Raw genomic sequence first — 14144 nt, 5'->3', positions numbered from 1 at the left:
AATCTTTTTCGCCGATGTATGGCGCGGCTATGAAACTCAGCGATTTCGACTTTGACCTACCTGAAGAACTTATTGCGACGCGACCAGTAAACCCGCGGTCGTCTGCGCGGTTGTTGGTGGCACAGGGTGACTCCCTTACTGATCAGCATGTATTCGATCTTCCAAATTGGCTGCGCCCAGGTGATCGCCTGGTTCTGAATGATACAAAAGTAATTCCCGCGCGACTGAATGGGCGTCGCTATCGCGTCAGTCAGCAAGGTCCATTATCCGCTCGAATTGAGGCCACTCTGCTAGACCCACAAGCCGATGGCAGTTGGTCTGCGCTGGTCAAACCGCTAAAGAAGGTAAAATTGGGCGAAGAGATTATATTTTCCGAAAGGCTGAGCGCCACGCTTCAACGGATTGAAGACGGTCAGGCTTTGCTGCGCTTTAACAAAACAGGTGAGGATTTCGATCAGGCGCTGGAAAGAGCGGGTGCAATGCCATTGCCGCCCTACATAGCGGCCAAACGGCCGGCGGACGAACAGGACAAAACGGATTATCAAACAATCTGGGCACGCCATTCGGGAGCGGTGGCGGCGCCGACTGCATCACTGCATTTTGACGAAGCCTTGTTGGGCGCGCTTTCTGCGCAAGGTGTATCTTTTTCCCATGTGACGTTGCACGTTGGCGCGGGCACCTTTCTGCCAGTAAAGGTTGAGGATGTGACCACCCATAAAATGCATGCGGAATGGGGTCAGGTCAGCGAAACGGCGGCAGCCGAGATTCGGGCGACAAAGGCTGAGGGTGGACGGGTCATTCCTGTGGGTACAACGGCGCTTCGGTTGATCGAAAGCGCGGCCAAAGGAGGAGAGGTTCAACCTTGGGAAGGCGAAACCGACATTTTCATCTATCCCGGCTTTGATTTTAAGGTGACCGACGGCCTTGTGACGAATTTTCACCTGCCTAAATCAACACTGCTCATGTTGGTATCCGCCTTGATCGGGCAGGATCGCGTCCGAGCGGTTTACAGGCATGCAGTTTCAAACAAGTACCGTTTCTTTTCCTATGGTGATGCGTCGCTTTTGATCCCGTGAAAGACGTGTTTTCAGGATCATTTCGAGACAATGTCGTAGACAAGCGCGACCAAGGCGATTTTTGATCGCATCTAGTGGTAAATCGAATGATGGCTCCAGGAGACCGGGATGCTTCAGGTAATTTCAAGCGCATGGGCGCTTTTGCTCGGTATGGGGTTGTTGATGGTCGGAAACGGCCTGCAGGGAACGCTGCTGGGTGTCCGTGGCGAAATTGAGTCGTTTTCCACATTTCAGATGTCGATTGTGATGTCAGCGTACTTTTTAGGGTTTCTGGGAGGTTCGAGGCTTGCACCAGAGATGATCCGAAGGGTTGGGCATGTCCGGGTGTTTGCAGCACTTGCTTCGTTTATCTCGGCTGTAATGATCATGTATCCTTTGCTTACAGACCCGATTGCTTGGGCTTTAGGACGGGTGGTAATCGGGTTTTGCTTCTCAGGAGTTTATGTAACGGCAGAAAGCTGGCTGAATAATGCTGCCAGCAATGAAAACAGAGGACAGGCATTATCCCTTTATATGATCGTTCAGATGACGGGGATCGTCAGCGCACAGGCCTTGATGCTTGTCGGTGATCCAGCTGGGTACGAAACCTTTGTGATTGCCTCGATCCTGGTCTCGATCTCGTTCGCACCAATTTTGCTGTCGATTTCTCCGACCCCGGCGTTTGATACCACCAAGCCCATGACCCTTCGGCAGCTTCTAGATACTTCGCCGCTGGGATGCGTCGGAATGTTCCTTTTGGGGGGAGTATTCAGTGCCCAGTTTGCGATGGCTGCGGTATACGGCGCACAGGCTGGTTTGTCACTTGCTGAAATTTCGACCTTCGTAGCTTCTTTCTACATTGGTGCGCTGGTACTGCAGTACCCGTTAGGCTGGGTTTCAGACCGGATGGATCGCCGCCTTTTAATCATGTTGGTTGCAGCGGTCGGCGCAGTTTCTGCAATGGTGGGCATGATTTTTGGCGTGACATTTCCCGTTCTGCTGATCTCCGCCTTTTGGATCGGTGGAATGTCGAACCCGCTTTATTCATTGTTCATCGCTTACACCAATGACTATCTGGAATATGACGATATGGCTGCTGCATCGGGTGGGCTGGTGTTCATTAACGGATTAGGCGCAATTGCTGGCCCGGTTATTACCGGTTGGTTGATGGGAAGTGCGATATTTGGGCCACAGGGCTTTTTCCTGTTTATTGCAGCTTTGATGTTCGTAATGGCGATTTACGCGGCCTACAGAATGACTCAGCGTGCTTACGTGCCGGTGGACGAAACCGGAGCAATTGCACCAGTTTACCCCACGGCGTCACCTGTCGCCATGGAGGTTGCGCAGGAGGTTGCTATCGAAGCCGCGCAGGATGAAATTGATGCGCAAGAAACTGCCTAAGCGCCGGATTTATGTCGCCAGTGTTGCAATATGTTACTGTAACAGTTCTGTAAAACGGCCTTATATGACCTTACGTCCCTGGGGAGGGCATAAACGGAGTTTTGGGCATGGTTGGTCCCGAAGAAGTACTGAGTTTTTGGTTAGACGAAGTTGGTCCTGACGGTTGGTATATTCAGGACGAGACATTAGACACCTCAATCAGGGAACGGTTTTTGCCAACATGGAAAGCAGCCTGCGAAGGTCGGTTTTCTATGTGGTTAACGTACCCCAGTGGGTCACTGGCTTACATCATTCTGATGGATCAGTTTCCGCGCAATATGTTCCGGGGCAGCAAACAGGCGTTTGCGACTGACCGCGCTGCTCTTTCTGCTGCGAAATGCGCCGTAGATAAGGGCTGGGACATGAAGATTGACGAACCTGCGCGGCAATTCTTTTATCTTCCGATGATGCATTCAGAAAATCTGTGCGATCAGGAACGATGTGTTCGCCTGATGTGCGAAAGAATGCCAGAGTTTGGCGCCAGCAATTTGCTGCATGCCAGGGCTCATCGCGAAGTGATCAGACAATTTGGCCGTTTCCCTTACCGCAACGAAGCGCTTGAGCGAGCTACTACCGAACATGAAGCCGCTTACGTCAACAGCGGCGGGTATGGATCGACGTTCCGAGATTTGCAGGCGGCTGGTTAAGACGGCGGCTCGCAACCCCGAATAGCCACAATCTGTTTGCCAACGGCTTCGGATGAAGTGGTAATTGCGTGGTTGATCAGGTCTTCGGGATTTTCGACAAGACCCGCTAGTCGGGTCTGTGTCTCTTCCAGTTTGGCTTCAATATTGCCAAGGCGATCCAATGCGCCGTTAAGTTTTGACCGTGTAACTGTATCCAGTACATTGCCCTCTTCGCGAAATGTCGCGAGATCGCTGCGCAGACCAGCCATCTCTCCTGCAATACCTTGCATCTCATCACGTAGCGGAGCGACCATCTTGAGATTCTCAGTGAAACCCGTACGAATATTTTCGACAGATTGTGCCAGCTTCCAACCTAAAAATAGGCACAACGCCAACAGGATAAGCGTTGCATTCAGTAGGGCGAGCAATAAATCCTTGAGCGTTTTTGCCATTACAATTCCCTCGACTATCAGTCAGTTCGGAAAACCCTAAGTGTTTTGCGTCTCAGTTCTAGCCTTAGCCGCACTAGGGGTATAGGCTGAATTCAGCGCAAATGCGCCTTTCTTATCCTGCGCCTCATATGTCGCGGAGACCATTATTGAAGCGTTGGAAAAAATAGTTTAACGGTAAACTAGTTTAAAACAGACCCGCGCCGAGAGGAACACATGGCAGCACAATCCTTTGATCTGATCGTAATAGGGGCAGGCCCCGGGGGCTATGTTGCCGCCATTCGTGCCGCACAACTGGGAATGAAGACAGCAGTTGTGGAACGTGAACACCTTGGTGGAATTTGTCTGAACTGGGGTTGTATTCCGACCAAGGCGCTGCTGCGCTCGTCAGAGGTGTTTCACCTTATGGAACGAGCCAAGGATTTCGGCTTGGCGGCAGACAAGATAAGCTACGATCTGGATGCAGTGGTCAAACGATCGCGTGGCGTGGCCAAACAACTAACAAGTGGCGTTGGGCATCTGCTGAAAAAGAACAAAGTCACCGTGGTCATGGGCGAGGCGACGATCCCCTCGAAGGGAAAAGTCAGTGTCAAAACAGACAAAGGCTCCGAAGAGTTGACTGCGAAAAACATTGTCTTGGCCACTGGCGCGCGGGCGCGTGAATTGCCGGGTCTCGAGGCGGATGGCGATCTCGTCTGGACCTACAAACACGCTTTGATGCCACCCCGGATGCCAAAGAAGCTACTGGTAATCGGCTCGGGTGCGATTGGCATAGAATTTGCAAGCTTTTACAACACTTTAGGATCTGACACTGCTGTCGTCGAAGTGATGGACCGCGTGCTGCCCGTAGAAGACGCTGAGATAAGCGCATTTGCCAAAAAAGCCTTTACGAAACAGGGCATGACCATAATGGAAAAGGCGATGGTCAAACAACTGGATCGCGGCAAAGGCAAAGTCACCGCTCATATCGAAGTCAACGGAAAAGTCGAAAAACACGATTTCGACACCGTTATTTCAGCGGTTGGAATTGTCGGTAATGTTGAAAACCTTGGGCTCGAGGCGCTGGGCGTCAAAATCGACCGCACCCATGTTGTTACGGATGAATTCTGTCGCACGGGTGTCGATGGACTGTATGCGATTGGTGACATAGCCGGTGCACCATGGTTGGCGCATAAAGCCAGCCACGAAGGGGTCATGGTGGCAGAATTGATCGCGGGCAAGCACGCACATCCGGTCAAACCAGAAAGCATCGCCGGCTGTACTTATTGCCAGCCGCAGGTGGCGTCTGTTGGTTACACTGAGGCGAAGGCCAAGGAATTGGGTCACGACGTTAAAGTTGGCAAGTTCCCTTTCATCGGAAATGGCAAGGCGATCGCATTGGGTGAGCCAGAGGGCTTAATCAAGACGGTTTTTGATGCCAAAACGGGTGAACTGCTGGGCGCCCACATGATCGGTGCCGAAGTCACCGAACTAATTCAGGGCTACGTTGTTGGTCGGCAGCTTGAAACTACTGAAGAAGACTTGATGAACACGGTCTTCCCGCACCCAACCTTGTCAGAGATGATGCATGAAAGCGTTCTCGACGCTTACGGGCGCGTAATTCATATGTGAAAATGGATTGGTAAATAAAAAGGGCACCGCCAAAAAAGCGGTGCCTTATTTAGCTCATTTGTTCAAAGCATCCAAAATGCGCGCCCAGGACCGAATTCCCTTGTGGAAGCTTTTCACGTCGTACTTCTCGTTTGGCGAGTGGATCGCGTCGTCATCATTAGCGTAACCGACCAACATAGAGTCCAAGCCAAGAACCGTATCAAAATAGCCGACTACAGGTATGGAACCGCCCATACCTGTAAAGACAGCTTCTCGATTCCATTCATCGGACAACGCACCGCGTGCAGCTTCGAATTCTGGTCGATCAAGGTTCATGACCGAGGCGGGCGAGCCTTCCAAATCGTTGTCCCAGACGACTTTCGCGTCGGTGGAAAGTCGCGCTTCCACGTGTTTGCGGATTTTGTCTCGTAAATCGTCAGGGTCCATTTCGCCTACTAGTCGGCAGGTTATCTTGCAATGCGCCTCGGATGGGATAACGGTCTTAGAGCCAGCGCCATTGTAACCGCCCCATAGGCCGTTTACTTCTAACGTTGGCCGTGCCCACTGTTGTTCGAGCGTTGAGTAACCTTTTTCGCCATGCGGCTGAGTATAACCCACCGAGTTCAGGTACTCAGCTTCGTCAAATCCGCAGTTTTCCCATTGACGTAACTGTTCTTCAGGCACTTCGTAAACGCCTTCATAGAACCCATCTACCGCCACTCGACCTGTCTCTTCGTCATAAAATGAGGCGACGATTTTTGACATTTCACGCAGCGGGTTCAGGCCAGGGCCGCCGTAATGACCTGAATGCAGATCGATACGGGGGCCGATGATCGTGAACTCGTCCTTTAGCATGCCGCGCAACTGCGAAGAGATTGATGGCACCCCGCGTGAAACCATTGATGTATCGCAGACCAGCGCCAGATCTGCCTTCAGCTCTTCCTTGTTGGCTTCGAGGAAAGGCACTAACGACGGGGACCCGGATTCCTCCTCGCCCTCGAAAAAGAAAGTGATGCGGCAGGGAAGAGTGCCATGAACCGCTTTCCAAGCGCGACAGGCCTCGACGAAAGTCATCAGTTGTCCTTTGTCGTCCGAAGAGCCGCGCCCGCGAATGACTTGTCCGTTTTCAGTTTCTTCCAAAGCTGGGTCAAAAGGTTCACGGTTCCAAAGCTCTAAAGGGTCCACCGGTTGAACGTCATAGTGGCCGTAAAACAAAAAATGGGGACCGATGCCATCCTCGCCGACATGACCGACGACCATTGGGTGGCCGGGCGTGGCTCGTTTTTCGGCTTTAATCCCTATGCTTTTGAGGTCGGCAACCAACCAATCTGCCGCCTGGTCGACCTTTTCTTTGAAGGCCGGATCAGTGGAAATCGACGGGATGCGTAAAAACTCCATCAGACGGTTGATTGAGGTGGACAGGTCAGAGTCGATCCTGCTGAGAACAGCGTCTAACGACATGGGTTTCTCCTGAAAGTCTTGAACTGGCGCGGAGCCTATCAGGGCAGACAGCGCCGTCCAGTGCGTATCGCCAAGAAATGGTGTATACTATCGGAAACGTTGAGACTGTGTTGCGATTGCCTGCGGCGTTTCCTCGCGTCTGATTGCCGTAACTATACTTGTCGAAAGGCTTTAACGAAGATAATTGATGCAAATCAATGATGCGACTCTGGATTTCTCGCTAGGCACGGTTATCAAAGGGATGCAGATCCGCACGCACGGCTTGCGCTGTTACCTGCGGCTAAAGAGTGGTCCGGTTATTACAAGAACGAAGCCGGGCGCAGAAGGAGAAACCGTTGGACTATAATGCTAAGCTCGACTCAGCAATTTCTAGGCTGCACGAGGAAGGTCGTTACCGGACCTTCATCGATATCGAACGCCGCAACGGTCATTTTCCGCACGCTGTACGTACTTGCCCAGATGGGTCGCAACAGAACATAACTGTCTGGTGTGGCAACGACTATCTGGGTATGGGCCAGCATCCAGTTGTCTTGAACGCAATGCACGAGGCGATTGATGCGGCCGGCGCCGGTTCGGGCGGCACTCGCAATATTTCGGGCACCACTGTTTATCACAAACGCCTCGAAGCCGAGTTGGCTGATCTGCACGGCAAAGAGGCCGCTTTGCTGTTTACCAGTGCTTACATCGCTAACGATGCGACGCTTTCGACGTTGCCCAAGTTGTTTCCGGGTCTGATCATTTACTCCGATGCATTGAACCACGCTTCTATGATCGAAGGAGTGCGCCGCAACGGCGGTGCCAAAAGAATTTTTCGACACAACGACGTTGCCCATCTTCGAGAGTTGCTTCAGGCCGACGATCCCTCTGCGCCCAAGTTGATCGCGTTCGAATCTGTTTATTCGATGGATGGTGATTTCGGTCCTATTGAGGAAATTTGCGATCTGGCAGATGAGTTTGGTGCACTGACCTATATCGACGAGGTTCACGCAGTTGGCATGTATGGCCCCCGAGGCGGCGGTGTAACCGAGCGAGATCGTCTGGCGCATCGTATCGATATTATTAATGGGACGCTCGCAAAGGCATATGGCGTTATGGGCGGCTATATAGCAGCCAGCGCCAAAATGTGTGACGCAGTAAGGTCATATGCGCCAGGCTTCATATTTACGACCTCGCTACCGCCTGCTGTCGCAGCCTGCGCAGCAGCATCTGTTGCATATCTCAAGGGTGCAACTGAGTTGCGGGAACAGCATCAAACGCAAGCCAAGGTCCTCAAATTGCGGCTCAAGGGCATGGGTTTGCCGCTAATTGATCACGGCAGCCACATCGTTCCGGTTATCGTCGGCAACCCTGTTCATACAAAGAAGTTGAGCGATATGTTGCTGGACGATTACGGAATTTACGTTCAACCGATCAACTTCCCAACGGTACCTCGGGGAACTGAACGCTTGAGATTTACCCCTTCTCCCGTTCACGGACCGGGCGAAATGAACCGTCTGATCCAAGCGATTGACGAACTTTGGTCACATTGTGCGCTAAATCGCGCCGAACTTGCAGGTTAACCTAACGCCAAAGTGTGCAACGTGTATGTCGCGTGTTAAGCTTGCGCTAATAAAATTGGTGGACGAATCGTTTTGGGGATGATTCGCCATTGGCGTGTATCGCGCAAAAAGGCAGAATGGGGCAGCAGGAATGATTGGGCGCAGATCACAGCGCGATTCCGACGAAGAAACCGACGTCAGACCAAAGGGTTTTGACGATTACGAGTTGCGTCTTGGCGATGTCATGCGTGGTGAGCGTGCCACGATGGGCAAATCTCTTCTCGATGTTCAGCGAGAGTTGCGGATCAAGGCCAACTACATTGCTGCCATTGAAAACGCTGACCCCGACGCATTTGACACGCCTGGCTTTATCGCGGGATACGTGCGTTCCTATGCGCGCTACCTGGGCATGAATCCTGACGAATCCTTTGCTACGTTCTGCGCGGAAAGTGGTTTCGAAGTAGCCCATGGCATGTCGGCCGAGGCATCTGTTGTCCGCAAGCCGACCGGCGAACTTCCATCGCGCGGGCCGAAAGCTCGCGATCCATTTGTTTCGCCGAACACGCCATATCTTCCAGGTAGGGAGTCCTTCGTCAGTCAGATCGAGCCTCGTGCGATAGGATCTTCGCTTGTTCTTTTGGCGGTTATTGGCGGTATTGGCTATGGCGGATGGTCCGTTCTGAACCGTATTCAGCAGGTTCAGGTCAGTCCGGTAGAACAGGCACCGGTTGTCCTGACGGATTTGGACCCGTTGGACGCTGCAAGTATTCAAGTTGACGATACTGAGATTGCCAGCGTTGACGCGCCAAATGCTCAGGCGCTGGATCGTTTGTATCGACCGCAGGCCCTTGATGTTCCAGTTTTGGTTGCCCGAGACGCGCCGATTTCGACATTGGATCCACGCACCGTTGGCACTTTCCGTCCGCCGGAACCTCCTCAGGTTGAGGTTGCCGAGTTTCACACCGTTGAGCGCCCTGCATTGCCCCAAGTGGTCGAGCAACTGGACACAACTTTGAAAATTGTCGCTGTCAATCCTTCCTGGATGCGGGTTACGGCCTCGGACGGCAGTGTCATATTTGAGGGCACGTTGGGCACTGTAGAGCAGGGCAGCACCTTCGAAGTGCCTCTGACAGAAGAGCCGCCCCAATTGCGTGCTGGAGCCTCGGGTTCTGTCTATTTCGCGATGAATGGCGAGCATTTTGGCCCCGTTGGTGCGCCGGGAACAGTAACCAAGGGGGTTATCCTGTCCAAGGATGCTGTGGCAGAGCGGTTCGAAGTTGCTGACCTTGAAGCGGATCAAAACAGTGCGCTCAAGCAGTTGGTGGCCGAACTTAATACTCAGGTAGTAGAAGAACCTGCAGAGTAATACCGGCATTGCGATACTTGGCGGGCCGAACTATCTAAAGCGCAACGCAGGTAACGCCGGAACAGCCCATATGTCCCTCAATCACGTGCGCCCGTGGCGCGACATTTATCGCCGCAAGTCCCGTCAGATTATGGTTGGCGATGTACCCGTCGGCGGTGATGCTCCGATCGCGGTGCAAACTATGACGAACACGCTTACAACCGATGTGGCCGCAACCGTGGCGCAGGTACAGGCTGCGGCAGAAGCAGGTGCAGATATCGTCAGGGTCTCTGTCCCGGACGAAGCGTCTTCAAAGGCACTTAATGAAATCGTTCGGGAAAGCCCGGTTCCGATCGTTGCGGATATTCACTTCCACTACCGGCGCGGTATAGAGGCGGCTGAAGCCGGTGCCGCCTGTCTTCGCATCAATCCCGGAAATATTGGTGACGAAAAGCGTGTGAAAGAAGTTATCAAGGCCGCGCGTGACCACAATTGTTCAATACGTATCGGCGTCAACGCGGGCAGTCTGGAAAAACACCTACTTGAGAAATACGGTGAGCCATGCCCCGAGGCGATGGTCGAAAGCGGGCTGGAACATATCAGGATTCTTGAGGACAATGACTTCCATGAATTCAAGATCAGCGTAAAAGCCAGCGATGTTTTTCTGTCAGCCGCCGCTTATCAGGGTATTGCCGAGGCTACCGACGCTCCCATCCATCTGGGCATAACCGAGGCAGGCGGACTGGTATCCGGCACCATCAAGTCGGCAATTGGTTTGGGTAATCTGCTTTGGATGGGCATTGGTGATACGATCCGCGTAAGCCTGTCCGCCGATCCCGTAGAAGAAGTTAAGGTCGGTTTTGAGATACTGAAGTCGCTCGGTCTACGTCACCGCGGTGTCAATATCATCTCGTGCCCATCCTGCGCGCGTCAGGGATTTGACGTGATAAAAACTGTCGAAGTGCTTGAGCACCGATTGGAGCATATCAAGACTCCCATGAGCCTTTCGATCATCGGTTGCGTTGTGAACGGCCCGGGCGAGGCATTGATGACAGATGTCGGTTTTACCGGCGGCGGAGCGGGGTCGGGAATGGTTTATTTGGCAGGCAAGGCTAGCCACAAAATGTCGAATGAAAAGATGATTGATCACATCGTGGAAGAGGTCGAGAAAAAGGCAGCAGAGCTTGATGCAGTTCAGGCGGCGGCTGAGTAATTCACCAACAGCGTTCTGGCACTACTTATGACGCGCATTGAACGCCACCGCCTAGAAGCCTAAATCTGGTCTCTGACGAATGAAAAGGGATTGCTTTAGCTTTTGTCCGCCCTTACGCCATCCGCGATCTGCTGCATCTGATCCGCTGGCAGGAAGCCCCGCAGCATTTCGGTTCCCAAAACAAATGAGGGCGTGCCAGAGATATTCATCTTCCTGGCAAGCTCGCGCGTCTGATTGATCTCAGCAGTGACGTCGTCGCTGTCCATGGCCACGATAATCGCATCGCTGTCCAACCCTAAACCGTCCGAGATACGGCGCAAGGTAACTTCGTTGGGTTCGCCGCTGAACTCCAACAGGGCGTCGTGTACTTGTTTATACGCGTCGTCTCCGGCAACCTGTTTCGTCGCTACAGCAAAGCGGGATGACATAATTGATGCTTCACCCAGAATGGGCAGCTCTTTTATCACAAGGCGAATGTTGCCGTCAGATTCTAACAGACTGGCCACTTCGGGCACCGCGCGGCGGCAATAGCCGCAACGATAGTCCATAAATTCGACCAGAGTTATGTCACCATCAGGATTGCCGCCCACCCAGCTATAACCGTCGTTGAACAGTTCTTCTTGGTTGGCAGCCACGAGCTGTTTATCGGCCTCGGCTTCGGCTACGGCGTTGCGCTGTTCCAGTATGTTTATTGCCTCGATAATCACTTCAGGGTTTTCGAGGAGGTATTCCCGAACCTGCGCGCCAAATTCAGCCTTCTCGTCGTCGCTGAGTGCGCTGAGGTCGAGCGCGAGCACAGGACCGGTAATCAAGGAAAGCCCCAGAAGGGCGGGTGCAACATGTCTGAGGATCATTTCCTTCTCCTTTTGTTTTTCTCAGCGCGTTCCGAAGCAATCAGCACATCCTGCGCCCTTTGCCAACCCGGAGATCCTTCGGGCAACTGCGCAACGGCACGTTTCGCATGAATGCCAGCGTCTGCCAGACGGCCCTGCAATGCGTATTTTTCCGCCGTAACGGCCGAAGCCATACCTTTGTTTCCTAGCTGCGCGTAAGCGACGCCCAAATCCTGCATTAGTCTTAAGTTTCGGTAGTCCCTGGTGCGTGCTTTCTCAAGTGCTTTTAAAGCCTCATTCGTCTGGTCGTCGGCCAGCAAGGCGCGCCCATAGCCCGCAAGTATCAACGCGTCATGCGGCGCCATTTCTACAGCGGCGCCATATGCTTCAATAGCGTCTTTTACCTGCCTGTTTTCCAATAAAATTTGCCCTTTCAGTTCATAATAAAATGGATCGTCTGGGCGAAGTTGCAGGGCAGCGTTGATGGCCTTGCGGGCTTGGCTTAAATTGCGGTTTTGATGATAGGCTGACGCCTCACGCATAAGCCTTATGTCCTGGTGGTTTTCTTCGGCCGCTCGACGCAGGGTCCAACCGGGCGCTCGTAAAAAAGCAGACAACTTTCCCTTGATGCGGGCGAACCAGTAATCCGCATTTGCGCTGCGCGTGGCTTGATCGCCGAACTCTTCCAAAAAAGCTTCTGCCGCGCGGAGTCTTTCGCGGCTAGTCGGGTGCGAACGCATATAAGGGTCCTGATTATACGTAGTCAGCAATTCCTGACCGGCGAATTTTCTGTGCAAGTTGACCATACCGCTTGGTGAAATTCCGGCCCAACGCAGATAGCTGGCGGCACTGCGGTCTGCTGCTGCCTCTTCGGCGCGGGTGTGCCCAAGAAAACTGCGTAAAGCCGACGAAGACGTCCCCACTGCAATGCCCGCTGCAGCTTCACCGCCGCCAGCGAGGGCGGTAATCAGGGCGAGCGCTGTACCGAACTGCGCATTCCGTTGAGCTGCTCGCAGGTTTTCTGCGCGCCTTGCCAGATGACCGTTGGCGATATGGGCAGCTTCGTGTGCGATCACTGCCTGCAACATCTCTGGACTTTCGCTTGAAAGGACCAGGCCATAGTTCAGGTAGATTGCGTTATAGTCGATGACAAATGCATTGAAGGTCGAGTCGTTGACCACAAAAATCCGCACTCTGTTTGTGTTTAGGCCAGCCGCCCGCAAAAGAGGAAATGCCAGTTCCCTCAACCCATGTTCGATATCCGGGTCACGGATCAGACTTTGAGCACTGGCCTGAGCAAGACTTGATATCCATGTCGCTGCCACCAACAACAGGGTCGGGATTGACGCCAGCCTGGATAAGCGTTCAAAAGCCATGTCTGCAACATGGGAGATGGGCATGAGAAACTCAACCCGGTCCAGGGTCGATCCCTTTATCGTGATGGATGTGATGGAAGCGGCGCGCCGAGCGGAAGAAGCAGGGCGTCACATCATCCACATGGAAGTTGGCCAGCCAGGAACGGGTGCACCCAAAGGTGCTGTTGATGCTTTGGCAAAAGAAATGTCCCAAGGTCCATTGGGTTATACGGTTGCCTTGGGTTTACCAGCCCTGAGAAAGCGGATCGCACAGTTGTATGGCGATTGGTACAACGTGGACTTGAACCCGGAAAGAGTTGTTGTAACCCCCGGATCGTCGGGCGCATTCCTACTAACGTTTACTGCCTTGTTCGACAGCGGTGATCGCGTCGGAATTGGTGCGCCGGGATATCCATCGTATCGTCAGATTCTCAAGGCTTTGGGGCTGGTGCCCGTCGATTTGCAAACCGCTCCGGAAAATCGGTTGCAACCGGTTCCAGGGGATTTTTTGGATAAGGATTTACAAGGGCTAATGGTCGCTTCGCCTGCGAATCCGACTGGAACGATGCTAAATCACGGTTCAATGGGCGCATTGATCGAAGCTGCGCATAGTCAGGGCGCATCCTTTATCAGTGACGAAATTTACCACGGGTTAGAATATGAGGCCAAAGCCGTTACAGCGCTGGAGTTGACCGACGAGTGCTATGTCATCAACTCGTTTTCCAAGTACTTTTCGATGACTGGCTGGCGTGTTGGTTGGATGGTTGTCCCCGAAGATCAGGTGCGTGTCGTCGAACGCATTGCGCAGAACATGTTTATCTGCGCTCCTCATGCCAGCCAGGTGGCGGCACTGGCGGCGATGGAGTGTGACGATGAGTTGCAAGCCAATCTGGACGTTTACAGGGCAAATCGCGCGTTAATGCTCGAGGGGCTCCCAAAAGCGGGTTTTACTAATATCGCGCCGCCAGATGGGGCATTCTACGTTTATGCCGACGTTTCCGAGTTAACTGATGACAGTCTCGCATTTGCTGCTGAGATTCTGGATGAAGCTGGGGTCGCCGTGACGCCAGGGTTGGATTTCGATCCATTACGAGGTCATACAACGCTACGTTTTTCTTATGCTCGTTCATCTGCCGACATAGAAGAAGGGTTGAGTCGCCTGCGTGAATTCATGGCAAACCGAGGTGCAGGCTCAGCTGCGGGCTAGAGCGTTCACAAACTCCCTTCCGTGCTGTAGGG

General features: G+C 53.0%; 12 protein-coding genes. 8 read left to right on the top strand and 4 right to left on the bottom strand.

Annotation, left to right across the window (positions count from 1 at the left end; all coding sequences use genetic code 11):
• The first annotated feature begins 29 nt into the window (after positions 1–29).
• The 3 genes from queA (at position 30) to AC2FNE_RS05265 (ending at position 3142) form a co-directional block, all read left to right on the top strand.
• Positions 30–1076, top strand: a complete 1047-nt coding sequence (gene queA / locus AC2FNE_RS05275) for a tRNA preQ1(34) S-adenosylmethionine ribosyltransferase-isomerase QueA (protein ID WP_496804936.1) — start codon at positions 30–32, stop codon at positions 1074–1076.
• A 108-nt stretch (positions 1077–1184) separates the two neighbouring features.
• Positions 1185–2456, top strand: a complete 1272-nt coding sequence (locus AC2FNE_RS05270) for an MFS transporter (protein ID WP_170605238.1) — start codon at positions 1185–1187, stop codon at positions 2454–2456.
• 107 nt (positions 2457–2563) lie between these two features.
• Positions 2564–3142, top strand: coding sequence for a DUF924 family protein (locus AC2FNE_RS05265; RefSeq protein WP_170472665.1), 579 nt, complete (start codon positions 2564–2566; stop codon positions 3140–3142).
• Here AC2FNE_RS05265 and AC2FNE_RS05260 read toward each other — a convergent pair.
• The gene (locus tag AC2FNE_RS05260; RefSeq protein ID WP_170605242.1) at positions 3139–3573 is read right to left on the bottom strand and encodes a hypothetical protein; all 435 of its coding nucleotides are present in this window, start codon (positions 3571–3573) and stop codon (positions 3139–3141) included. The two genes, AC2FNE_RS05265 and AC2FNE_RS05260, sit on opposite strands and share 4 nt — an antisense overlap.
• Before the next feature lie 213 nt (positions 3574–3786).
• Between AC2FNE_RS05260 and lpdA the strand changes: the two genes are divergently transcribed.
• Positions 3787–5181 carry a dihydrolipoyl dehydrogenase gene (gene lpdA / locus AC2FNE_RS05255; protein WP_170605244.1) on the top strand — a complete coding sequence of 465 codons (1395 nt, stop codon included), beginning with the start codon at positions 3787–3789 and terminating at the stop codon, positions 5179–5181.
• Between the two features lie 54 nt (positions 5182–5235).
• Here lpdA and AC2FNE_RS05250 read toward each other — a convergent pair whose 3' ends face one another.
• Positions 5236–6621 (bottom strand): dipeptidase, encoded by a 1386-nt coding sequence (locus tag AC2FNE_RS05250; RefSeq protein ID WP_496804908.1) that lies wholly within the window; start codon positions 6619–6621, stop codon positions 5236–5238.
• A 335-nt stretch (positions 6622–6956) separates the two neighbouring features.
• On the opposite strand from AC2FNE_RS05250, the gene hemA reads away from it, so the two are divergent.
• The 3 genes from hemA to ispG all read left to right on the top strand — a co-directional run bounded on the left by hemA (position 6957) and on the right by ispG (position 10717).
• Positions 6957–8180 (top strand): 5-aminolevulinate synthase, encoded by a 1224-nt coding sequence (gene hemA, locus AC2FNE_RS05245; RefSeq protein ID WP_496804907.1) that lies wholly within the window; start codon positions 6957–6959, stop codon positions 8178–8180.
• Between the two features lie 130 nt (positions 8181–8310).
• A complete protein-coding gene (locus AC2FNE_RS05240; RefSeq protein WP_170605336.1) occupies positions 8311–9525 on the top strand; it encodes a helix-turn-helix domain-containing protein in 1215 nt (404 codons plus the stop codon).
• Positions 9526–9595: 70 nt separating this feature from the next.
• A complete protein-coding gene (ispG, locus tag AC2FNE_RS05235; RefSeq protein WP_170605251.1) occupies positions 9596–10717 on the top strand; it encodes a flavodoxin-dependent (E)-4-hydroxy-3-methylbut-2-enyl-diphosphate synthase in 1122 nt (373 codons plus the stop codon).
• Between the two features lie 95 nt (positions 10718–10812).
• On the opposite strand, the gene AC2FNE_RS05230 is transcribed toward ispG, so the two are convergent.
• Positions 10813–11571 carry a DsbA family protein gene (locus AC2FNE_RS05230; RefSeq protein ID WP_170605253.1) on the bottom strand — a complete coding sequence of 253 codons (759 nt, stop codon included), beginning with the start codon at positions 11569–11571 and terminating at the stop codon, positions 10813–10815.
• On the bottom strand, positions 11568–12950 hold the full coding sequence (locus tag AC2FNE_RS05225) for a M48 family metalloprotease (RefSeq protein WP_496804906.1): 1383 nt from the start codon (positions 12948–12950) through the stop codon (positions 11568–11570). The genes AC2FNE_RS05230 and AC2FNE_RS05225 overlap by 4 nt, the downstream gene beginning before the upstream one ends.
• Between AC2FNE_RS05225 and AC2FNE_RS05220 the strand changes: the two genes are divergently transcribed.
• Positions 12949–14112, top strand: a complete 1164-nt coding sequence (locus tag AC2FNE_RS05220; RefSeq protein WP_170605257.1) for a pyridoxal phosphate-dependent aminotransferase — start codon at positions 12949–12951, stop codon at positions 14110–14112. The genes AC2FNE_RS05225 and AC2FNE_RS05220 overlap by 2 nt on opposite strands.
• The last annotated feature ends 32 nt before the right edge of the window (positions 14113–14144 follow it).

The organism is Ruegeria sp. YKSD179, from assembly GCF_059612885.1.
The sequence above is the reverse complement of the archived record's forward strand: the minus strand, read 5'-3'. Positions and strand labels throughout refer to the sequence as shown.